The organism is Leptospira perdikensis (assembly GCF_004769575.1).
GTDB lineage: Bacteria > Spirochaetota > Leptospiria > Leptospirales > Leptospiraceae > Leptospira_A > Leptospira_A perdikensis.
The window spans coordinates 433,194-455,096 of the sequence record NZ_RQGA01000014.1; the positions used below are offsets into that span (position 1 = coordinate 433,194).

The 21,903-nt window shown below is 39.2% G+C and carries 17 protein-coding genes; 12 read left to right on the plus strand and 5 right to left on the minus strand.

The features are described from left to right. The first annotated feature begins 1 nt into the window (after position 1). Both metX and metW read left to right on the plus strand, forming a co-directional pair. Positions 2–1,138 (plus strand): homoserine O-acetyltransferase MetX, encoded by a 1,137-nt coding sequence (gene metX, locus EHQ49_RS14860; RefSeq protein ID WP_135580432.1) that lies wholly within the window; start codon positions 2–4, stop codon positions 1,136–1,138. After that, entirely contained in the window at positions 1,135–1,752 is a 618-nt protein-coding gene (metW, locus tag EHQ49_RS14865) for a methionine biosynthesis protein MetW (protein ID WP_135580433.1), read from the plus strand. The genes metX and metW overlap by 4 nt, the downstream gene beginning before the upstream one ends. Before the next feature lie 76 nt (positions 1,753–1,828). On the opposite strand, the gene EHQ49_RS14870 is transcribed toward metW, so the two are convergent. The 3 genes from EHQ49_RS14870 to EHQ49_RS14880 all read right to left on the minus strand — a co-directional run bounded on the left by EHQ49_RS14870 (position 1,829) and on the right by EHQ49_RS14880 (position 5,634). Beyond that, positions 1,829–2,683 (minus strand): Lcl domain-containing protein, encoded by an 855-nt coding sequence (locus EHQ49_RS14870; protein WP_135580434.1) that lies wholly within the window; start codon positions 2,681–2,683, stop codon positions 1,829–1,831. A 591-nt stretch (positions 2,684–3,274) separates the two neighbouring features. Then, positions 3,275–4,507 carry a threonine ammonia-lyase IlvA gene (gene ilvA, locus EHQ49_RS14875; RefSeq protein ID WP_135580435.1) on the minus strand — a complete coding sequence of 411 codons (1,233 nt, stop codon included), beginning with the start codon at positions 4,505–4,507 and terminating at the stop codon, positions 3,275–3,277. A gap of 278 nt (positions 4,508–4,785) precedes the next feature. Continuing rightward, entirely contained in the window at positions 4,786–5,634 is an 849-nt protein-coding gene (locus EHQ49_RS14880; protein WP_002974229.1) for a flagellin N-terminal helical domain-containing protein, read from the minus strand. A gap of 239 nt (positions 5,635–5,873) precedes the next feature. On the opposite strand from EHQ49_RS14880, the gene ispH reads away from it, so the two are divergent. The 10 genes from ispH to EHQ49_RS14930 are packed head-to-tail and all read left to right on the plus strand — an operon-like array spanning position 5,874 to position 17,495. Next, positions 5,874–6,821: a 4-hydroxy-3-methylbut-2-enyl diphosphate reductase gene (gene ispH / locus EHQ49_RS14885; protein WP_135580436.1), complete on the plus strand. Its 948-nt coding sequence runs from the start codon at positions 5,874–5,876 to the stop codon at positions 6,819–6,821. A 1-nt stretch (position 6,822) separates the two neighbouring features. After that, a complete protein-coding gene (locus tag EHQ49_RS14890) occupies positions 6,823–8,445 on the plus strand; it encodes a sensor histidine kinase (RefSeq protein WP_135580437.1) in 1,623 nt (540 codons plus the stop codon). Between the two features lie 48 nt (positions 8,446–8,493). Then, a complete protein-coding gene (locus EHQ49_RS14895) occupies positions 8,494–9,801 on the plus strand; it encodes an ATP-binding response regulator (protein ID WP_135580438.1) in 1,308 nt (435 codons plus the stop codon). After that, a complete protein-coding gene (locus tag EHQ49_RS14900; RefSeq protein ID WP_135580439.1) occupies positions 9,794–10,159 on the plus strand; it encodes a response regulator in 366 nt (121 codons plus the stop codon). Before EHQ49_RS14895 ends, EHQ49_RS14900 begins: the two co-directional genes overlap by 8 nt. A gap of 2 nt (positions 10,160–10,161) precedes the next feature. Further along, positions 10,162–10,533, plus strand: coding sequence for an STAS domain-containing protein (locus EHQ49_RS14905; protein ID WP_135580440.1), 372 nt, complete (start codon positions 10,162–10,164; stop codon positions 10,531–10,533). Beyond that, positions 10,533–12,737 carry a chemotaxis protein CheA gene (locus EHQ49_RS14910; protein ID WP_135580441.1) on the plus strand — a complete coding sequence of 735 codons (2,205 nt, stop codon included), beginning with the start codon at positions 10,533–10,535 and terminating at the stop codon, positions 12,735–12,737. The genes EHQ49_RS14905 and EHQ49_RS14910 overlap by 1 nt, the downstream gene beginning before the upstream one ends. Before the next feature lie 7 nt (positions 12,738–12,744). Then, on the plus strand, positions 12,745–15,459 hold the full coding sequence (locus EHQ49_RS14915) for a methyl-accepting chemotaxis protein (RefSeq protein WP_135580442.1): 2,715 nt from the start codon (positions 12,745–12,747) through the stop codon (positions 15,457–15,459). Between the two features lie 13 nt (positions 15,460–15,472). Continuing rightward, positions 15,473–15,949 (plus strand): chemotaxis protein CheW, encoded by a 477-nt coding sequence (locus EHQ49_RS14920; RefSeq protein ID WP_135580443.1) that lies wholly within the window; start codon positions 15,473–15,475, stop codon positions 15,947–15,949. After that, the gene (locus tag EHQ49_RS14925) at positions 15,950–16,438 is read left to right on the plus strand and encodes a chemotaxis protein CheD (protein ID WP_135580444.1); all 489 of its coding nucleotides are present in this window, start codon (positions 15,950–15,952) and stop codon (positions 16,436–16,438) included. It abuts the gene before it with no gap. A 4-nt stretch (positions 16,439–16,442) separates the two neighbouring features. Then, a complete protein-coding gene (locus EHQ49_RS14930) occupies positions 16,443–17,495 on the plus strand; it encodes a protein-glutamate methylesterase/protein-glutamine glutaminase (RefSeq protein ID WP_135580445.1) in 1,053 nt (350 codons plus the stop codon). Here the strand turns inward: EHQ49_RS14930 and EHQ49_RS14935 are convergent, their stop codons facing one another. Both EHQ49_RS14935 and EHQ49_RS14940 read right to left on the minus strand, forming a co-directional pair. Further along, entirely contained in the window at positions 17,496–20,249 is a 2,754-nt protein-coding gene (locus tag EHQ49_RS14935; protein ID WP_135580446.1) for an ATP-binding protein, read from the minus strand. 5 nt (positions 20,250–20,254) lie between these two features. Then, a complete protein-coding gene (locus tag EHQ49_RS14940; protein WP_135580447.1) occupies positions 20,255–21,901 on the minus strand; it encodes an acyl-CoA carboxylase subunit beta in 1,647 nt (548 codons plus the stop codon). Positions 21,902–21,903 lie beyond the last annotated feature (2 nt).

Here is a 21,903-nt window from a genome sequence, read left to right on the forward strand (position 1 = left end):
TATGCCTACCTCCGAACAGAATGAGTTTTCCCACGGATCCGTAGGCGTAGTATGCACTCAAATCATTCAATTTGATTCTTTGACCTTAGAGGGGGGTGAAACCATCACTCCTCTCGAAATTGCCTATGAAACTTACGGCACATTAAACGATAAAAAAGACAACGCAATTCTTGTTTGCCATGCTCTTTCTGGTGACGCCCATGCTGCCGGTTTTCATGAAGGTGATAAACGCCCCGGTTATTGGGATTTTTATATCGGTCCAGGAAAAGCCTTTGATACCAATCGTTACTTTATCATTTCCTCCAATGTGATCGGAGGTTGTAAGGGTTCTAGTGGGCCACTCACGACTAACGGGAAAAATGGGAAACCATTCCAATCCACTTTTCCTTTTGTTTCCATTGGCGACATGGTCAATGCACAAGAAAAATTAGTTAGCCATTTCGGAATTAACAAACTATTTGCAGTTGCAGGTGGATCCATGGGGGGAATGCAAGCCTTACAATGGTCAGTTGCTTACCCTGACCGTTTGAAAAATTGTATTGTGATGGCATCTTCTTCCGAACACTCTGCACAACAAATTGCTTTTAATGAAGTGGGAAGACAGGCCATACTCTCCGATCCTAATTGGAACCAAGGTTTATACTCTCAAGATAATCGACCGTCCAAAGGACTTGCCCTTGCCCGGATGATGGGACACATTACATACTTAAGTGATGAAATGATGAGAGAAAAATTTGGTCGTAAACCTCCCAAAGGTAATATCCAATCTACAGATTTTGCTGTAGGAAGTTATTTGATTTACCAGGGAGAGTCCTTTGTGGACCGTTTCGATGCAAACTCATACATTTATGTTACAAAAGCTTTAGATCATTTTAGTTTGGGTACAGGTAAGGAACTCACCAAAGTTCTATCGAAAGTTAGGTGTCGATTTTTAGTAGTCGCTTATACGTCTGACTGGTTGTATCCACCGTATCAATCGGAAGAAATTGTAAAGTCCCTAGAAGTCAATGCGGTACCAGTTAGTTTTGTAGAACTTAACAATCCTGCTGGACATGATAGTTTTTTATTACCAAGTGAACAACAGGATTCTATACTTAGAGATTTTTTAAGTTCTACTGACGAAGGAGTTTTCCTTTGAATATTCATACGAATGAAGCCCTCGGTTTAGATCTAAAAAACAGACCAGATATATCTTACATTGCCAATTTGGTCAAACCAGGTGAAAGAGTTTTGGATCTCGGTTGTGGGTATGGCGAACTTATGTTAATCCTAAAAAACAAAGGGGTTCGTGTTCAAGGAATTGAAAAGGATGATAAATGTATCATCCAATGTGTTAAAAAGAGTTTATATGTTCATCATGGTGATATTGATGATGGTTTGAAACACCATTTAGATCATAGCTTTGATTTTGTAATCCTCAACCAAACCATACAACAAACATTAAATCCAGGTGAAATCATTAAAGAATGTTTACGAATTGGAAAACAGGTCATCATTGTATTTCCAAATTTTTCTCATTGGCAAATTCGTTCTTCTATCCTTCTCAGCGGAAAGACACCTGTGACAGAGCTTATGCCTTTTCATTGGTATGATACACCGAACTTACACTACTTATCAGGAAAAGACTTTGAGGATTTTTGTGACTTCGAACGAATCAAAGTTTTACACCGGGCTTTTTTCAATCAAACTAGACAAATCAAACTATTTCCCAACTTATTTGCAACATTGGCTTTGTTTGTGATTCGTGCCTAAAGCCAAAATAAATCTCGTTTTTTGAATTCAAATTAGATGAGAGAACCGATTCGATTTTTAATACTAAAAATAATTATTATAACTCAGAGACACACCGAACAAAACCGGTGGCATCTTTAAATTCATACGATTGGTTTCCGATATTGAAGTCGACCATATAAGTTTGCTGATCGCCCAACGCCTGAAATGTTTGTGAACTCCAATATCTAGCCGCCTGTGCATTTGGAAATAGAATGGGATCTGCAGTTGCCCCTGCATATTTTGTCATATCTCCAACAGAGGCACAGCCATCTTCACCAGTAATTACACCAGTATTGGTAGCACTACAGCGAATCACAGAAAACATCTCTTGGTAAAATGGGAGACGCCAGAAAGTTCGTAGATAAGAAGAAGAAACTGTACGAGCCAAACAAGAAGTATAAACCTGCCCTACATTGACTAACAAAGAGTTGTTCCCACTATTACAAGCATTAGGATTTGTGGAAGCATTGTAACCTTCTGCTACAGTACAAAAACTAAGGGATTGTGGAGAACCCACAGAACAATCGCCTTTACCAACACCAATACTTGTCCCATCCGGATTCCAAGAAGACCCATAAGTACATCTATCCCAAAGCAAAGTTTTGCCATTCACAACGGTTCGAACAAAGGGACAGGTAATTTTAGCGTTGATAAAACCATCACCCGTCCAGATACCACGATCCCAAACCATACAATGTACGTCTGCAGGTTGTGTGGGAAAATCAAGTTGGATGTATTTAGGAGAGGCATACACAGATAAGGCAAAAGAGCCATTGGTAGGAACAGTCGTATAACTTCCATCAGTTGGAGAGCGAACAACCAAAGGTGAATTGTTAAGTCCAGTCACCGTTCCTCGAATTGTGAATGGACGCGGGTGAGCTACGATCCATTCCTCGACAAATCGAGTCATCCAAAACTCATTCGTATAGGGATCTCCCGCATTTCTTTTCCAATCGGGTTCACAACAAAGAATCGAAAGGAAAATCCCTAAGAAAAGAAAGCAATGAGTAGAAAGGATTCGGTAGTTTCGCACTAAAGGCTTTCTCCAACGAACCAATCATTTCAGAGAAAGGTTTGAATACAACGAGTTTTAATAAAGGAGAAGGTCGCTGGTTTGTTTGTGGAGGTGATACAACGGTATACTATCCCCGCCCTGATCGAACTGGGTGGGGTTATCCACCCGCCACCCAATAACGCCTGTTTACCACAGTATCAAAGAAAAATAAAATCAATTCTTGGAATCACTTTTTTTTATTTTTAAAAGTTCATCTTTATGCAAAAAAGCCCGGCAATCACTCCGGGCTTTTTAGCTGTACGGCGATCATTCAATCACTAAAGATATCGAACGATTTCGAGAATCCTTTAGGGATTTCCTGAAAATTATATAAAAACAGTGGAGTTTCTATACAACGAAATCAAAAACAAACACCAATTTAAGAATTCAATGAAACTGGGGAATGTCAAAACAACTAACGAATATTATTTCATTAAATCACTTTATCTAGATTAAATATTCAAAAAGATTTTCATCTTGGTTGACCAAAGTGTAATTGAGATGGAAGGCATCCATCCTTTCCAACAAAGTTCGGAAATCATCCCTAGATTTTAATTCTATCCCAATCAATGCCGGGCCTGATTCTTTATTATTTTTTTGAATGAATTCAAACCGGACGATATCATCGGTTGGTCCAAGAATCTCGTTTACAAATTGTTTAAGGGCTCCGGGTCTTTGAGCAAACCTTACGATAAAATAATGTTTTAGGCCTTCATACAAAAGGGAACGTTCCTTAACTTCCTGCATCCGATCAATGTCGTTGTTTCCTCCACTCAGGATACAAACGACCTTTTTACCGCGAATTTGATCTACATATTGCTCAAGAGCCGAAATACTAAGAGCTCCAGCAGGTTCTGCTACGATTGCATCTTCATTGTATAGTTTTAGAAGAGTAGAACTTACCTTTCCTTCTGGAACAAGCAACATATCAGCCAACACTTCTTTACAAATTGGGAAAGTGAGATCTCCTACCTTTTTAACAGAGGCTCCATCCACAAACTTTTGAATTTTTTCCAAAGTCACAGGTTTCCCTTGTTTGAGGGCTTCCGACATAGATGGAGCACCCAAGGGTTCCACACCAATAATCTTAGTATTTGGAGAATGGCTTTTAAAATAACTTCCAACTCCGGCACAGAGCCCCCCGCCTCCAACTGGAACAAACACATAATCAATATTAGATTCTTCTTCTAAAATTTCTTTGGCAACAGTACCTTGACCTTCCATAATTTTAACATGGTCAAAAGGAGGAATGAATACCTTCTTATTAGCACGAGCAAATTCAAGAGCAACCAATTGACATTCGTCAAAGGTATCGCCCACAAGGACAATTTCGATCCAGTCCCCACCAAACATCTTTACCTGATTGATTTTCTGTTTAGGAGTGACACCTGGCATATAAATCACTCCATGGAGATTCAACAGTTTACAAGAAAAAGCGACCCCTTGTGCATGATTGCCTGCACTCGCACAAACCACACCTTGTTTCCTTTCTTCTGAATTCAAACTTTGAATTAAGTTGTAGGCTCCTCGAATTTTATAAGAACGAACTACTTGTAAGTCCTCTCTTTTGATATAAATATGAGCACCAAAACTTTCTGATAGTTTTGTATGAAATTGAAGAGGAGTTTTCAAAACAATCGATTGGATCACATTGTAGGCGGAATCAATATCTAAATTCATTTATTATACTCACAATTTCTAATAAAACGTAAGTTCCAATTTTGGAGAATGAATTTATCTTTTGATTTAAAAAAAATGAAAACGGAAGTGTTCCTGAAAATAAAACAAAAATAAGTCACCTTATTTGTAGAGGAATCAGCGAAAAACCGAATCTATTTCAAAAATGAATGAAGGTGAAAAAGAAATATCTGAGAGTAAGTTGAGATGAAAAAAGAAAATCGAGAAACCAAAGGCGGGCCCCAACCACCCTGCCCAGGCCGTTGGTTTCTCTTATCCTATTACTGGAGCAATCTCATCACTGACTGAGACTTCATGTTTGCTTGCGCAAGCATTGATGTTGCAGCCTGAGTTAAGATTTGGTATCTCGTGAAGCTGGTCATTTGTTCAGCCATGTCAGTATCACGGATACGAGACTCAGAAGCTTGTGTGTTTTCATAAGCATTCATAAGTCCTTTCGCAGCATGCTCCATACGGTTGTAATAAGCACCAAGGTCAGCTCTTTGTTTAGAGATCACTCTTAGGGCATCATCACAAAGTCCGATTACGGAGTTTGCTTTACCTGCAGTCGAAAGAGAGATGAAAGTAAGAACCGTAGGGTTTCTTAATCCCAATGCCGCAGTGTTCATTGTTTCAATGTACACGCGCTCTCTTTGGTGCATGTTAGCTCCAATATGGAACCACATACTAGCAGTTGGGTTGAGACGAGCAAAAGCTCCTGTAAGCAGTTTCATTTTGTTGAATTCTGCTTGAGAAGCAATACGATCGATCTCGTCCACTAGCTGTGAAACCTCGACTTGGATCTGTTGTCTATCTTCTTCCGAGTAGATACCGTTCGCAGCTTGCACCGCGAGTACACGAACACGTTGAACGATTTCGTGTGTTTCTTGAAGATATCCTTCCGCCGTTTGAATGAGGGACATACCATCTTCAGTATTCTGTTCTGCACGTCGAAGACCAGCAATCTGAGTTCTCATTTTCTCAGACACTGCAAGTCCAGATGCGTCATCTCCGGCTTTGTTAATACGCATACCAGAAGACAACTTTTCGATATCTTTGCTCAGGTTCGCGTCGTTAGACTTCAAAGTTCTGTGTGCAAAGATCGCACTTACGTTGTGGTTGATAATCATCCGGGTTCCTCCTTGAATCCGTTCCTTCGCCACTTCAGGTTTTCACCAGAAGCCCGAAAAATTGATGAATTTTCGAAGAGGCCATCCTTGGCCCTTTCAAGATAAGGATCGGTCATTCCGGTAGGGAGGATAATAGGGAAAAAGAAATAAAATTTGAATAAAAATAGAACTTCCCCTTTTCTAAAATATGTCCTAGGAATTCTATGGAATTGGATTTCAGAAAAAGGCAGGCTTTTGACGTGTTAGAGACCATTTATTTAGCGAACCCCCGAGGATTTTGTGCCGGAGTGAAATATGCCATCTCCTATGTGGAAACGGCTTTTCAGGAAAATCCTGAGACCCCTCTTTACGTTCGCAAAGAAATTGTCCATAACCAAAGAGTTGTAGAAGAGATGAAGAAAAAAGGAATCCGCTTCATTAGTGAACTCTCAGAAGTCCCCGATGGAGCTACCGTTGTATTCTCCGCTCACGGAGTTTCCCCCGAAGTGGTAAAGGAAGCCACAGAAAGGAAAATGAAAATTGGGGATGCCACCTGCCCCCTAGTGACAAGGGTACATAAAAAAGCCCGAAATATCAAAGACTCACACCAAATCATATACATTGCCCACAGGGGTCATGACGAAGCCATCGGGACCATGGGAGAGGCGGAGATGTTTTTAGTGGAATCTCCGGAAGATGTAGAAAACCTAAAAGGTAAAATTACAAAAGACAAACCTCTTACTTATCTTATGCAAACCACACTTTCTGTAGCGGATACAAAGAGTATCGTAAAAAAAATCGAAGAAGTTTTCCCTTATGTAGAACACCCACAAAAAGATGATATTTGTTATGCGACGACAGAAAGACAGGAAGCAGTTCAATCTATGTTGGAATCAGTAGATGCTATGCTTGTGATTGGAGCTGAAAACTCATCCAACTCTGTAAGACTTTGCCAATTGGCCAAAAAAACAAGACCTGACAGCTTTCAAATTTCACGGAAGGAAGACGTGAATCCCGATCACATTAAAAATTCCAAAATTAAAATACTTGGAATTACGGCTGGTGCCTCTAGCCCCCAAGTCCTTGTAGACGAAATTGTCGGGGAAATTTTGAAACACTTTCCCGATGCCAAAGTATCCCTCTTTCCTGCAAGCAGAGAAGATACTATGAGTTTCAGACTGCCCAAAGAACTTCTCAAACAATACTAGTATGGATTTGGATCCTTGGTCACTTCTCAAAGCCTCACTCGAAGGAGACGACTCAGGAACCAGTATCCTATCCATTGATAAGATCACAAAAAAATTTGAATTCATTCTAAAGAATCAACTCTTTGAATCCTTAGAATCTGGATTTGATTTAGATGGTTTCCTTACGAATAAAATAGACAATACTAATTTTTCAAGGGAACTCATTTACAAAAAAGATGGAATTATATTAGAATCTTCTTTTGGTAAATTCAATCTCCCTGGGCAAAACGAAAACAAGGAATACACAAAGTTTTCCATCAAAGATATCACCACCAAACAACGACAAGAAGAGGAAATTGCTTGGCGGTTACGATTTGAATTAGGGGTTGCCTCATCCATTCAAATTCTCATCCAACAGCCATCCATTCGAGATGGATTACCACATGCCCTTTATCAACTGTTATATTTCACGGAAATGGACTCCATTTTTTTTCTTAAATACGAACCCGTTGAAAATATAGACAAGTTCCATGTTTGGGTCAACGAAAGGAAAACTACAAAATACCCTCCGTTACCAAAAGAACTCCACAACGCTGATTGGTATGATTTAGGACTTGGTCGTTGGGTTCACAAATTAAAAAAAGAAAAAAGTATTTACCTCGCTCGAGACAAAGCTCTAACAAGAGAGAAATGGTTCTTTGACCAAACAAAAGCAGAAACCCTCCTTCTCATTCCAGTACGTTTTGAAAAACGGTTTTTAGGTGTCATGGGATTTCTAAAATACAAACAAAACTCCCCTATCCATCCTGAAAATCTTATGATTTACCAATCAGTAAGTCGGTGGATGGGCCTTTTTGTACAAAGAGATATGGATATTACAGAACTAAATCGTTATAAATCTACTTTAGAGTCTTTGGTCTTAGAAAGAACCTTGGATCTCACAAAAACCAAAGAGGAACTAGAAAGAGCCTACAAAGTCAAAACTGAATTTTTAGCACATATGAGCCACGAACTTCGCACTCCCTTAAATTCGATTATTGGATTTTCGAAACTCATCGACTTACCAGCCACAGACGAAACAGGGAAAGAATATTTAAATTATATTTATACGGGTGGAACCAGACTTCTAAATATGATCAACGAAATCCTAAATTTGATGAAAATCGAATCTGGACAAATTAAGATCCAAATAACAACGTTTAAACCAGAAGATATATGTCGCCAAACTTTAGAATTAATCCAACCACAAGCGAATGCAAAGGGGATGGACATTCGTTTTCGTCCCCCCATCCAATCGAAGCCCCTAACATCGGATTCAGGAAAGATCCAACAAATCCTGCTCAATTTACTTTCTAACGCGATCAAATACGCAAATCAACCCTATATCGAAGTAGATTGTGAATGGATTCATGACTTATTGACTATTTCTGTACGTGATTTCGGCCCAGGGATCTCCGAAGAAGATCAAAATCGTATTTTTCATACCTTCACTCGGTTAAACGATGACGGAAAAATAGAAGGAACAGGGCTTGGACTTTCTATTTCACAGGGACTTGCCATCCGACTTGGTGGCAGTTTGGAACTTGTTTCCCAAGTGGGCCAAGGATCTAATTTTAAACTCAAGTTACCTGAAATTATAAAATAAAGGAATTGAACCCTGTAGAATTCTCCCTTAGGATTTCCGATAATCTATATGGTGGAATCGAACGTAAATTCAAACAAACCCACTCCGACTCGGACGAAGGAACACCTAAGGCGCCCTAAGGAACCTATCCTAATCATTGAGGACAAAAAGGAAAACCAAGTCCTTTTAGATGCCATTTGCAAACGAATCGGAATGGAGACAGATATCGCCGAGGATGGAAAAATCGCCTTGGAGATGGCTGCAAAACGTCCATATAGCCTTTATTTGGTGGATTTGATGATGCCAGTTCTCGATGGAAAATCATTCATCCAAGAAAGAAAAAAACTAGAACCGTCCGCTGTATTTATTGTACAAACCGCCATCGACCAGACGGAAGAAATCATCGAGGTAATGAAACTCGGTGTCTATGATTATCTTTTAAAACCCCTTCACGTAGAAATTGTATCAGATCGTTTGGAAAAAGCATTAGAATACGTCTATTTAAAAAGAATGGAATTTCTTCTCATTGATGAGGAATCAAAAGAACTCAAAAGCCAATTAGAATGGTTGAATTATAAAGAATCACATCGAAAAACAAATGAAATCAATTCCGAGTTACATTCCATTTTAAATCTAAAAACAACTTTGATGCAAGGGTCGGGACTTGGTGCTATGTCTACGATCATTGATTCCATCCAACAAATAAAAGTGGATAAGGGAAACGACTATTCGATCAACAAAGAGTTTTGGGATTTATTGTATGAAAATCATGAACATAACATGGCGATGATGTCTGGCCTAGACCTTGCCGTTGATATCATTCAAAACCCTACAAACTTAGTAAGATCAAAAAGTGAACACCTACTCGAACTATTACCTTCCCTTGTAGAAACGTTCAAAGATGAAATTGCAGAACGCGAACTAAAAGTAAATCTACCGGTAGTTAAACAATCTGTATACCTCGATCTTGATATTGAAGCGATGAAAGTGGCAATTCACGAAGTTTTCACCAATGGGCTCAAATACTCCAAAAAGAAATCTCACTTTGATGTTTTTGTCACTTTTGTTGACGGTTATTTCTGTTTATCAGCCAAAAACAATATCATCGAAGATGAATATGCAAAACAATTAACCCAAGTTGAAAAAAAACTAGTGGAACCTTTCTATCGAATCCATCCACCTGTGGAAAGTTTTTATTCAAAAGAAAAATTTAGTTTAGGTCTTGGTTTAACTATGGTTGATTTTATTCTTCACAGGCATAATGGAATGTTTTTCATTCGAAATGCCATTGATCACACTACGGAAGTTAAAGCAGACTGTATCATCGCCGAAATATTTTTACCAATCAAAAACGAAAAGGAAACAAACCATGAATAGAAAAATTCTGATTATTGATGATTCTGCAGTATTTCGAAAGATTATCTCAGTACACCTAAAAAACGCTAACTTTGATTTGATTGAAGCTGGTGATGGATTAGAAGGTTTAAAACAATTAGAAACGAACGAAGTGGATTTGATTGTTTCTGATATGAATATGCCAAATATGGATGGAATTAGTTTTATCAAAAAGGTTAAAGAAAATCCTAAATATAAGTTCACACCAATCATCATGTTGACCACAGAATCCCAACCTGAAAAGAAACAACAGGGAATGGATGCTGGTGCAAAAGCTTGGCTCACAAAACCCTTCTCTCCCGAAGAGTTGTTAGACACGATTTCCAAACTACTACCTTAACTATGGAACCAGTCCAGACCCTTCGAGAATCCAATTCAGGTTTCGAAATCGTTTGGCAAGGGTATTTAACTGTACCCTTCGTTCAGGAATGGAGGAAACTTTCTGAAATTTGGACGGACACCCAAGGTAAAATCATTCAATTGGACCTAAGTGCAATTCAAAGAATTGATTCGGCGGGTATCCAACTTCTAATGTATTTAAAAGTCTTAAGTGAAAAAAAACATCAGTCCCTTCAACTCAAAAACCATTCGCTCGCTGTGCTTAAGGTTTTAGATATATTGGGACTTGTTAGTTTTTTTGGAGACCGAGTTAAAGTAAAAAAAGAACATTCTGGTGAAGTAGAATTTAGATATGGAACGAGGAAAGTCGGATAATGGATTTAACAGAGGTTATAGATGCCTATCTAGTTGAATCCGAAGAATTTCTTCGAGATATGGAAGCAATCCTTCTTCGTACTGAAGTTTCTAGTCCTTCCGATGATGATTTAAATGCAATTTTCCGAGCAGTTCATACCATCAAAGGTACGGCAGGAATGTTTGGATTCGAGTCTACTGTAAAGTTCACCCATGTTGTAGAAAATCTTTTAGACCAGTTACGTTCTCACGAAATCCCCTTCCAATCTGAACTGACAGAAATTTTACTCAATGCCAAAGACCATCTCTCTTATTTAGTTTCCGAGGAAACCAAAGGTAAAATCCCTGATTCAAAAATCGCAAACGGAAATTCCATTTTGGAAATGATGAAACCCTTTCAAAAGGGGGATATCAGTGTATTTGCAAAAAAAGATTCTAATCAAATTCGAAACGAAGATGAAAAAGAAAGTGGAATGACAAAGAAAGAGGATTTTTCTAAAAGTCCGATTTCGGAACCAAATTCTAGTTATAGAATTCCAGGATATTTAATTTCCTTTCGACCCAACCGAAATGTCTTTTCCCAAGGTTTGGACCCTATTTCATTCATTGGATATTTAAAAAAGATAGGATCCATTCATTCTTTAAAAACTATTTCTGAAATTGTTACTCACTGGGAAGAGTTTGACCCTGAATCTTGTTATTTGGGATTCGAAATCCATTTGGTTTCTGATTCTGATTTAGAAACAGTTCGAAAAGTTTTCAATTTTATTGAAAATGATTCTTTTTTACATGTTCTACCGCAGGGATCAACCATCGAAGACCTTGCCGACCTTTCGGGACAACTCCCAGAAGAAGAAATATTACTTGGCAATATTTGGAAAGAGATCGGAATCCTAACAGACATTAGCCTAATCCATTACTTTGAAGAATTAAAATCGCGGAAAACAGGCTTTTCCTCTTCAGTCAACTTTGGCACAAAACTGTCTTCTTTAGAAGTTCAGGCACAAGAAGTAGCAGAAACAAAACTTTCAGCAAATCCAATCAAAGATCAAAATAAATCGGCAACGATTAAGGTCGATTCCAAACGAATCGACAACCTAATCAACCGAGTGGGTGAACTTGTTGTTTCCTGTGCCAATATGAACCAACTCATTGGATTTACAGAAGATTCAAACCTACAAGAGTCTTCCATTCTTGCTATGAGACTCCTTAATGAAGTTCGTGAAATTTCTCTCAAACTGCGAATGGTTCCCATTGGAGATAGTTTTCAAAAGTATACAAGAACGGTCAGGGACCTAGGAAAAGAACTTGGAAAGGATATCAAACTCATCACTGAAGGTAATGAAACCGAACTAGACCGTAACATAGTAGAGAAGTTAGGTGATCCTCTAACCCATTTAGTGAGAAACGCTTGTGATCATGGATTGGAAACCCCGGAAGAACGAGAAAAAAAAGGGAAACCGAAACAAGGCACAATCAAACTGAATGCCTATCATGAAGCAGGAAGTGTAGTTATTGAAATTACGGATGATGGCAATGGTATTCAAAAGGAAAAGGTATGGCAAAAGGCCATCGATAAAGGTCTCGTTTCTGGTTCCATACCTGATTCGGAAGAAGAAATATTTAAACTTCTATTCCATCCAGGTCTGTCCACTGCCTCTCAAATTACAAATGTTTCTGGTCGAGGTGTGGGCCTTGATGTTGTACTTCAAAACATAGAGTCACTACGTGGTGCCATCACAGTCAAATCCACGCCCAATCAAGGAAGTCGTTTCATCCTTAGGTTGCCATTAACTTTAGCCATTATCGACGGATTTTTGGTAGCGGTTGGACAAAACCAATTCATCATTCCGATGGATATGGTTTTGGAATGTTTACACTTTACAGATGACAACAAAACTGATTCCAATCAATTTTTTGCCCTTAGAGGGAATTTGATTCCCTTTCTCCGATTAAGAGACTATTATCCAACAGACTCCGTCGGGAATACATTACGCGAGAACATTGTCATTGTTAGAAATGGAGAAAAAAAAGCAGGGATCGTTGTAGAACGACTGCTCGGAGAATACCAAACGGTAATCAAACCAATGGGTTCCGTATTTCGACATGTAAAAGGTGTGAGTGGATCAAGTATTTTAGGAGATGGAAATGTCGCTCTTATCATAGACATTCCTTCTCTTTTTGAAAGAACCATAGCGATTGAAAACGAAAGATTATATAAATGAGGATGATATGAAAAATAATAAGATAAACACAACACTAATAGTTTTTTTCCTTACGGGTTTACTGTTTGTGATTTGGACTTCCTTTTATTCTTGGGGAACATTAACAGACTCTTTTCCCTCAGAAGAAACCAAAAAAAATCAAATTCAAAAACAGGAAACACTAGAAACGGTTTGGAACTTAAGCCAATCCATTCAGTCTGATCTTTTTACTATCTTACAATCCCAAGAACTGGATAAAACTTTAGTTGCTAAAATAAAATACGATTTAGAAAAACTAAACTCCTCCTTCGAACGGACTTCCGCCCTTCCCTCCTCTAAAGAGGAATCTTCCATTTTAAAGGTTCTCACTACAGAAAAAGACAACTATGTCAAAAACATTCAGGTGTATTTGAACGAACCAGAAGATCTTTCCAAAAAAGACCTCATTAAATCGTCATTACCACAGTTATGGAAATCTTATTCTAATTCCATTTCTCATTGGAATGTACAACTCGCAAAGGATAACCTTTCGGAAAATACAAACGAATCAAACTCTCCAAAAGAAAAATTTTTACCAATCGTTATTTCCGGTGGAATCTTTGTTTTTATCACAGCGGTTTTATTATTACTTTTACGAAAACAAATGGGAAAACCTTTAAAGGATGCCATTCAAATCAAAACTGCACTTGATAGTGTATCAACGAATGTGATGATTTCCGATTTAGATTTGAACGTTGTGTATATGAATAAAGCCATTCATACTATGTTTGCCAAATCGGAAGCAGACATCAAAACTCAAATTCGTAATTTTTCACTAAAAGATTTAATGGGAAGTAATATTGATGGTTATCATAAAGATCCAAGCCACCAAAGAAAACTACTAGGTACTTTTACTTCCGAACACAAAACCAGTATTAAAATTGGTAACCGAGAGTTCAGTTTGATTGCCAATCCTATCATCACTCCAAGTGGAGAAAGATTAGGCAGTGTTGTGGAGTGGGCCGATGTCACGGAATCCAACGCAAATTCAAGAGCCATTGACAGGTCACAAGCAACTGTCGAATTCAATATGGATGGAACAGTTACTCATGCGAATGAGAATTTCTTAAATTTAATGGGCTATAACCTGACTGAAGTTAAAGGGCAACACCATCGAATTTTTGTCGAATCCCAAGAAGCAAATTCGGAAGGATATCGGCAATTTTGGGCATCTCTCGGCCGAGGAGAATTTCAAACGGCTGAATACAAACGAATTGGTAAAAATGGAAAAGAAGTTTGGCTCCAAGCAACTTACACACCGATCCTAGATGCCAACGGTAAACCTTATAAAGTGATTAAATTTGCCACAGACATCACTGAAAACAAAAAACAAGTGAGAGAATTTATCGGCCAAATTGAAGCCATCAATAAAGCACAGGCAACCATCGAATTCAATATGGATGGAACGATCATTACTGCCAATGATATCTTTCAAAAAACAATGGGATATAGCTTACAAGAAATTGCAGGGAAACACCATCGAATGTTTGTGGAACCTTCCATGGTCAATTCGGAAGACTACCGTCAGTTTTGGGCAACACTCAACAGAGGGGAGTATCAAACGGCAGAATATAGAAGGATCGGCAAGGGAGGAAAAGGAGTTTGGCTCCAAGCAACCTATAACCCTATCCTTGATCTCAATGGAAAACCTTATAAAGTAATCAAATTTGCAACAGACATCACTGACCAAAAAAACATCGCAATCGAAACAGCTCGCATTGTAGACGACCTGGTGATTGGTCTGGCAGCATTAGAAAATGGAGACCTAACTCAACTCATCACTAATGATTACGATGGAGGATTTGCAAAACTAAGGGACTCCTTTAACAATACTTCAAAAAAACTGGTGGATATCATAAACGATGTAAGAACCAATACCGATGCATTGGTGAATGCTGCCGACGAAGTTGCATCAACCGCAAGTACCCTTTCACAAGGAGCAAGTGAACAAGCAGCATCTGTAGAAGAAACTTCTGCATCCTTAGAAGAAATGGGTGCCTCCATCGATCAAAATGCAGAAAATGCAAAACAAACAGATACCATTGCCACCAAATCGGCAAAAGATGCAAAACAAGGTGGGGAAGCGGTAAGGAATACGGTATCCGCAATGAAAGAAATTGCAGATAAAATTTCTATTATTGAAGATATTGCTTATCAAACCAACTTACTTGCATTAAATGCAGCGATTGAGGCGGCAAGAGCCGGAGAACATGGAAAAGGATTTGCTGTTGTCGCTTCTGAAGTTAGAAAACTAGCAGAACGTTCACAAAAATCGGCAAATGAAATTGGAAGCCTAGCTGGAACTTCTGTGCAAATTGCAGAATCAGCAGGAAAACTCATTGAGGAAATAGTTCCAGCCATCAATAAAACTGCAGATCTTGTTCAAGAAATCACTGCGGCAAGTCAAGAGCAGTCCTCGGGTGTGAACGAGGTCAATAAAGCCATGGGACAACTCGACCAAGTCTCTCAACAATCAGCATCTGCTTCAGAAGAATTAGCAGCAATTGCCGAAGAACTCCAGGCTCAAGCAGAGAAACTACTCTCCTCCATTAGTTTCTTTAAATTGGGAAAACAAAGTGCCTTCCAAGCGAGTTTAGAAACAAGACAATCAAAACCTGTTGCAAAATCATCGGGGAGACAACCAATACCAGGTAATAGGAAGGCAAACCCGTCGGATGAAACAGATAAGTTTCAAAAGTATTAAATAGGATATCCATATGCAGGAACTCCAATACTTAACCTTTCTCATTTCAGAAGAACTTTTTGGTTTGGGAATTTTGTACATCAAAGAGATCATCGAATTTGAATCGGTGACTCACGTGCCCATGATGCCAGATTACATTCCTGGCGTGATTAACCTCAGGGGAAACGTGGTGCCAGTCATCGATCTCAATACAAGATTCTACAAAAAGAAAACAGGAACCACTCGTAAAACCTGCATCATCATCACCGAAATCAAACTTGAAACAGAAACCATTGATGTCGGACTCCTTGTAGATGCTGTAAACGAAGTGGTAGACATTACACCTGAATCCATCGAAGAACCTCCAAGTTTCGGCTCTAAAATCCGATTGGATTTTATCCAAGGGCTCGGAAAATTAGATAACAAATTTGTGATTATTTTAAAGGTGAATCAAATTTTGGAGCTATCTGAGTTACAAGCCATCCAAGAAACTTCGTCCAATGTTACTTAAATGGACTCACCCAAAGAAGTTACAGACCGGTTTTTGAACCCCGGGGAAATATTTTTCGGCGGGGCCGAATTTAGAGTTCGTACTTTACTTGGATCCTGTGTTTCCATTGTTTTGTGGCACCCCACTCGCCATATCGGGGGGATGTGCCACTACCTCTTACCCACTCCTGCTGACATTCACTCTGAAAAAACGCATAAATATGGCCAAGATGCTGTTACGTTTTTTTTAACAGAAATTAAAAAACAAAAATCAAAACCAAATGAGTTTTATGCTAAAATTTTCGGAGGATCCAATATGTTCCTCCACGAAGAAAGAGAAATTCTAAAAGATAGTTCTACTTCACATGTTGGATCACGGAATATTGAGTTTGCTAAAAAAATTCTAAAAGAAAATGAATTTAAAATTATATCCGAAGACATTGGTGGAACTTTATCTAGAAAGATCTATTTTACAGTTTGGGATGGCGAAGTTTGGGTAGAGAAAAAATAATTTTATGAAAAAAATCAAAGTATTTGTAATTGATGATTCGGCCGTCGTAAGACAGGTATTAGCTGAAATTTTCAAAGAAGATTCTAGTTTTGAGTTTTTAGGAAGTGCTTCCGACCCTATTTTTGCATTAGACAAAATGAATAACGATTGGCCTGACGTCATTGTTTTGGATATCGAAATGCCAAGAATGGACGGATTGTCTTTTTTAAAAAAAATCATGTCGGAAAGACCTACACCTGTTGTTATCTGTTCCACATTAACTACAGAAGGATCAGATACAGCAATGTTTGCCATGAGCCTAGGTGCCATTGATATCATTACCAAACCAAAAATTGGATTAAAAGATTTTTTACATGAATCGACAATTGAGCTCACAGATGCAGTGATTGCCGCTGCTTCTGTTTCTTTAAAAACATTACCCTCCTTATCTGACAAAAAACAATTTTCTATCAAAACAGAAAAAAAACAAGATATCTCTCAACTACAAGCAACGGAGAAGATTGTTGCGATTGGAACATCCACCGGTGGAACCATTGCTTTGGAAGAAGTGCTGACAAAATTGCCAAAAGACAAAACACCTGGAATTGTTATTGTCCAACATATGCCAGAAAAATTTACGGAAACCTTTGCCAATCGATTGGATTCCATTTGTGATATTAGTGTGAGAGAGGCAAAAGATGGAGACCGCATTGTTCGTGGCCTTGCCCTTATCGCACCAGGAAACCGCCATATGACCGTTCGTCGATCCGGGGCACAGTATTTTGTGGAAGTGATGGATGGTCCTCTTGTAAACCGCCACAAACCGTCTGTAGATGTACTCTTTCGTTCCGTAGCAAGACAAGCCGGTAAAAATGCCAAAGGAATCATTATGACAGGGATGGGAGATGATGGTGCATCCGGATTACATGAAATGAAAGAAGCGGGGGCAGAAACCATTGCTCAAAACGAGGAAACTTCTGTTGTGTTTGGGATGCCGAAGGAAGCTATTAAGAGAGGAGGAGTTGATCACATCCTACCTCTCTCTGAAATTTACAAAACAATTGTGGGTTACGGTTGATTAACCTAAACCCAACTCTTTTGTTACCTTTACTTTTCTAGATCGAATTTCTTCAGGAGATTCTTCCTTTAGAATTTCGTCTGGTTTGATTTTGAAGATAGGTTGTGCTTTCGAAACAATCTTTCCATCAGAATCCACCATTAAATTTTTCACAATGGTTCCACTCACTGGAGCTAGAATTTTGTTAAACATCTTCATAACTTCAATGATAAAGAGTGGTTGTCCTGCTTGGAAATGATCCCCTTCGTTGATGAGAGTTGGTAAATTCGGAGCTTCCTTGGAATAGAACATTCCACCCATTGGTGCCACAATTTCGTCCCCAGACATTTTTGGCGGAGGGTTGAGTGTTTTGATAAAAGCATCTCTTGTATCTTTGCTTTTAAATTCATCAGGAACCACACCATCCAAATCTGCATTCACATCCAAACCAAAGAAGTTTGATTTGATACCGATTTTAGGAAGCAAAAGTAACGTTTCGAGACCGGCTTGAAAGCCATTATGACTTGCAACAGATGCATTCCAAAGATCCTCAGAAAGTGCCTTCGATGGATTTTTACCTTTCGCGAGAGCCTCAGATAATTCTTTCCAAGAACTAAGACCCGTTCGATTCGATAATTCGGAATAAAATGCTTTGGCTTCCAAAAGTAAATTGGCATCGTGATCCCAAATTTTTTCGGAACTTGCTTTTTCTTCCGTTGTATCTAGATTCAAATAGTAATATAAAGAATCTAAAAATTGGATTGGGTTCTCACTGAAAGCCAAATTGTTTCCCGTGCGAGTCCAAAGTTTCCCATCGAAGTATCCGAGAAATCCACCGAGTAAATGTGGGTTCGCGAGAAGACGTTCCATAGGTCGAATGACAAGAGTCATTTTTTTGTTTAGGACTTTTTTGAGATCTGCGTCTGCCGCTTTTGTTTTTTCAGACCAAAGATATTCTAAATCCAAATCATTGATGATGGATTGTAAAGCTCCGATACCTGCCAAATACGAAATCATAAATGCCGTAGATGGTTTGAACATAGCATCCTTACCCAAAATCCACTGGATGAGTCCGTAATGAACAAGTAAGTTTGTTTCTAGGTTTTGACCTCTAAGCTCAGTTTTGCGAAGGATATTTCCTAAAATTTCTAAGTTCTCTGTTCGGCTAGTTCCATAAGAAACGATGAGAGCCACGTTGGAATCGTAGGCACCCGCTAGGTTGTAGTGAACAAAAGCTCCCGTGTCTGGGTTACGAGTACAAATCCCTTGGTCATCTCGAATCTCTTCAGGAAGGGCATTCGACCAGTTTTGGATGATCCCACCTGCGTGAGGTTGGAGAGCACGGTTAGTCGCATTGATTCGAACTTCCGCGCCGGATACATTGCGAACAATACGTTCTGGTTTTGGAACTCTTGGTCCATGAATAGAAAGAACCGCCATCGCTTCCACAAGGGAATCAATGTAGAAAATATCATTCGGATCATTGGGATTGGTAAACTTCATTTTGTATACCATCTCAGTAACCCGATGTTCTACCTGAATCCGCGTGTTTACTTCCATAAAGAAGAAACTATTTCCTTCTACAATACATTCAAAAGTTGAAACAGAATTCAAACGAATGGCTTTACCAAACACCTCTGCTTGGTTTTCCATATCTTTTAAAGTTTGTACATCTTTATCCAAGATAGCTGCTTTTTTAGAATTTGTGGAACGAACGGAATCTGCTTCTTTTTGGAGTAATTCCACAGTCTGCGAAATTTCCAAAAGTTTTTGTTCGTGCATTTGCAAAGAACAATCACGACCACCAAGAGACAAAGACCACTCCCCGTTACCGATGAGTTGGATTTCGTTGTGGCGGGTGTTTTCGATGTTAAGTTCAATTAGAAAGTTTCTATTAGAACCAACAGCAGTGACTTTGGATTCTGCAAGGATTTCCATAACGGCTGCATCAATTTCTGATTTTTCACCGATGACACGTTGCCCTTTTCCACCACCACCACCGATGTATTTGAATCGGATTCGTTTTCCAGGGTATTGTTTCCAAATGTCTTCACAAAGAATCGCAGACTCTTTTTGTAAGTCTGGGATCGAAGTGATGTCTATGGTTTTTTCATAAGAAAGTTGGAGTAAATCTTCTGCATTGTCTTCAAGTGATCTTGAATCATTAAAAGAAAAATTTAAGTTATTTTCTTTAGCAACTTTAAGGAGCCCGTCTTTTGAATTGCCCGTTTTACGAAGTAAAGCAAGAGCTGTGATATTATCAACCCCAGGAGTTACAGATACTTTTAGACTTCTTGCAAGTTTTTTTGCTTCGTCTTTGGCACCAGCACCTTTCGCCACATGGGAACTTGGTCCCATAAAAGTGATTCCAGCTTTTTCAATGGCTTCAATGAATTCGGCATCTTCTGCCATAAATCCGTAACCAGCAAAGATATGAGTGTACCCATTTTCTTTGGTGATCCCAATGATTTGGCGGATCCTTTGTTCTTTCTCTTCTTTACCAGCGCCCATATAATCAGGAACGCGGTGGATGTTTTCGGGGAATCGAAAGTTACGAAGTTCAGGAGCGAGAGCCTTCGGATAAACGATGGAATCTTTTTCAGAAAGTAGAATTCCATATTCCTTCACACCAATGGCATCAAAAACATCCATAGTCTCCTTACGAACAGGACCACGACATACGATGAGACATTTGATCGATTCCACACTGAAAGACCGAATCCATGCAGATTCGGATTCTTGGAATTGAATGCGTTTTAAATTCTTATCTAACATGGAAATTACTCAAACTCCCTTTGAGGACCGGACATTTCCGCCGGTTTGTATTTGGACATCAGGAAACTCAAGTTTTTAGATAATACATTTCTTGTGTAGCCTGGCAAAATGATGGAAGAAACAGAACCAAGAGAAAGTGCTTCTTTTGGATTCATGAGTTCCTTTTCGTATCGTTGTCCGATTTCGAAAAGTTTGCCATCACGAACGGCGCTTGCTTCTTTTTCACTCATTCCTTTTTTCACATTGGCCAAAAATTCTTTTTGGATGGTTGTGATTTCGTCTTTGTAAACATACTCTTTTCCTGCAGGACCCATTACTGCAATTCTTGCAGTAGGGAGAGCAAACACCATCGAAGCTCCCGTAAAATAAGAGTTAAATGTTGCATAAGCTCCACCAAAGGCGTTACGAATGATGAGAGTGAGTCTTGGAGTTCTAAGATCAATGATGGAATCTAGAAGTTTTCTACCTTCGAGAACAATACCATTATGTTCTTGGTCACGTCCTGGTAAAAATCCTGTAGTATCTTCTACAAAAACCATAGGGATATTGTATAAGTTACAGAATCTTACAAAACGAGTTCCCTTACGAGAAGCACCGATATCAATCTGACCGGAAGAAACAGCAGAGTTGTTGGCAAGAAAACCAACTACATGTCCACCAATTCGACCAAACGCTGTTACAATGTTTCTTGCTCTTTGTGGTTGTAATTCAAAGAACTCACCATGGTCACAGATTTGTTGTAAATACAAAGTAATATCAAATGGAGTGTTCATCCCTGTTGGGGAATTAAAGGTCTTACGGAAAAGAATGTCTTCTTCGTAAATGAACCTGTCCACTGGATCCGATGTAGGATAAAACGGCGCAAAACTATGATTATTGTCTGGTAAATAGGAAAGAAGGCGAATGGCAGTTCTGAGTGAGCCAAGTTCATCATTGGTAACAAGGTCTACTACACCGGACTGTCCGTGAACTTTTGGTCCACCCAAATCCTCAGCCGAGATATCTTCACCAAGAACAGACTTCACAACACCGGGACCTGTAAGTCCAAAGAAGGTTCCATCACATTGGATCATAAAAGATCCTTGGCGAGGGAGATAAGCTCCACCACCTGCGTTAAAACCAAACATGAGCATAACGGAAGGAACCACACCACTGATCTTACGAAGTGCGGTAAAGGCCTCCGAATAACCGTCGAGTCCACCCACTCCCGCCGGTACATAGGCACCTGCAGAATCGTTCATCCCAATGAGAGGGATTCCGTGAGTTCCAGCCATTTGGATGAGACGGGCCAGTTTGCTACCGTTCGTTGCATCCATGGAACCAGCACGAAGAGTGAAGTCGTGTCCGTAGACCGCAACATCGCGACCTTTGATATTTAAAATTCCTGTTACAATCGAGGCACCATCGAAATTTGGTCCCCAGTTTTGGTAAGTAATGTTAGGTTCTTCGTCGGTAAGGACTTTGATTCTCTCCCAAACCGTCATACGGCTTTTGGAGTGTTGGACGCGGATTCTATCTTCTCCGCCTCCTAGGAAAGGTTTTTCAATGAGTTCCTTTCCTAGTTTGAGAGCATCATCATAAATTCCGGTTTGAGTTTCCGGAGCCTTGGTTTCTTTAAACGGGTTGTTTAGGGAATACTGCTTGGTTTCCATAA

Bases quoted from the DNA above. Each gene is read 5' to 3' on its own strand.
- EHQ49_RS14890 (WP_135580437.1), top strand. From the start codon at position 6,823: ATGGATTTGGATCCTTGGTCACTTCTCAAAGCCTCACTCGAAGGAGAC.
- EHQ49_RS14895 (WP_135580438.1), top strand. From the start codon at position 8,494: ATGGTGGAATCGAACGTAAATTCAAACAAACCCACTCCGACTCGGACG.
- EHQ49_RS14910 (WP_135580441.1), top strand. From the start codon at position 10,533: ATGGATTTAACAGAGGTTATAGATGCCTATCTAGTTGAATCCGAAGAA.
- metX (WP_135580432.1), top strand. From the start codon at position 2: ATGCCTACCTCCGAACAGAATGAGTTTTCCCACGGATCCGTAGGCGTA.
- EHQ49_RS14880 (WP_002974229.1), bottom strand. From the start codon at position 5,634: ATGATTATCAACCACAACGTAAGTGCGATCTTTGCACACAGAACTTTG.
- EHQ49_RS14905 (WP_135580440.1), top strand. From the start codon at position 10,162: ATGGAACCAGTCCAGACCCTTCGAGAATCCAATTCAGGTTTCGAAATC.
- EHQ49_RS14870 (WP_135580434.1), bottom strand. From the start codon at position 2,683: ATGACTCGATTTGTCGAGGAATGGATCGTAGCTCACCCGCGTCCATTC.
- EHQ49_RS14925 (WP_135580444.1), top strand. From the start codon at position 15,950: ATGGACTCACCCAAAGAAGTTACAGACCGGTTTTTGAACCCCGGGGAA.
- EHQ49_RS14915 (WP_135580442.1), top strand. From the start codon at position 12,745: ATGAAAAATAATAAGATAAACACAACACTAATAGTTTTTTTCCTTACG.
- ilvA (WP_135580435.1), bottom strand. From the start codon at position 4,507: ATGAATTTAGATATTGATTCCGCCTACAATGTGATCCAATCGATTGTT.
- EHQ49_RS14930 (WP_135580445.1), top strand. From the start codon at position 16,443: ATGAAAAAAATCAAAGTATTTGTAATTGATGATTCGGCCGTCGTAAGA.
- EHQ49_RS14935 (WP_135580446.1), bottom strand. From the start codon at position 20,249: ATGTTAGATAAGAATTTAAAACGCATTCAATTCCAAGAATCCGAATCT.
- EHQ49_RS14920 (WP_135580443.1), top strand. From the start codon at position 15,473: ATGCAGGAACTCCAATACTTAACCTTTCTCATTTCAGAAGAACTTTTT.
- EHQ49_RS14900 (WP_135580439.1), top strand. From the start codon at position 9,794: ATGAATAGAAAAATTCTGATTATTGATGATTCTGCAGTATTTCGAAAG.
- EHQ49_RS14940 (WP_135580447.1), bottom strand. From the start codon at position 21,901: ATGGAAACCAAGCAGTATTCCCTAAACAACCCGTTTAAAGAAACCAAG.